This is a genomic window from Glycomyces salinus (assembly GCF_016428645.1).
Lineage (GTDB): Bacteria > Actinomycetota > Actinomycetes > Mycobacteriales > Micromonosporaceae > Glycomyces > Glycomyces salinus.
In genome coordinates this window covers 1-584 of record NZ_JAELXW010000198.1, presented here as the reverse complement: position 1 = coordinate 584, position 584 = coordinate 1, and the positions used below count along the sequence as shown (strand labels likewise).

1 protein-coding gene is annotated in these 584 nt (G+C 66.6%); it reads left to right on the top strand.

Features of this window, described 5'->3' with window-relative positions; all coding sequences use genetic code 11:
* Window positions 1-584, top strand: a 584-nt coding sequence (locus tag JFB92_RS25025; RefSeq protein ID WP_199044684.1) for an RNA-guided endonuclease InsQ/TnpB family protein, incomplete at both ends; no start/stop codon positions are given.

Here is a 584-nt window from a genome sequence, read left to right as displayed (position 1 = left end):
GAAGGGCTCGGCGAATCGGGCCAAGGCCCGGGCCAAGGTCGCGCGGGTCCATGAGCAGGTCAGGGACCGCCGGGACGACTGGTTGCACAAGCAGGTCAAGACGATCGTTGCCGAGAACCAAGGCATTTACGTCGAAGACCTCAACGTGAAAGGGCTGGCCCGGGGTCGGGGTGCGAAGTCGATCCGTGACGCCGCGCTCGGGCGGTTTGCGGCCCTCCTCGAATCGAAGGCGGCTCACGTGGGCCGCACGTTCGCACGCGTGGATCGGTACTTCCCCTCCACACAACTGTGTTCGGTGTGCGGCGCCCTGACCGGACCGACAGGCATCGAAGGCCTCTCGGTCCGGGTATGGCGCTGTGGGTGTGGTGCGGTGCATGACCGTGACGCGAACGCGGAGATCAACATCAGACGTGAAGGCCGCCGCCTCATGCGAGAACACCAGGTCGCCGCCGGGCAGGCGGAGACCGTAAACGCCTGTGGACAGGATGTAAGACCGGAGCGATCCGGCAGACCTGGCAACCCCCGCGAGGGGAAGAAGCAGGAACCCATCCGTAGCCGGGCTGCTCCAGTGGCCCGCAAGCCGG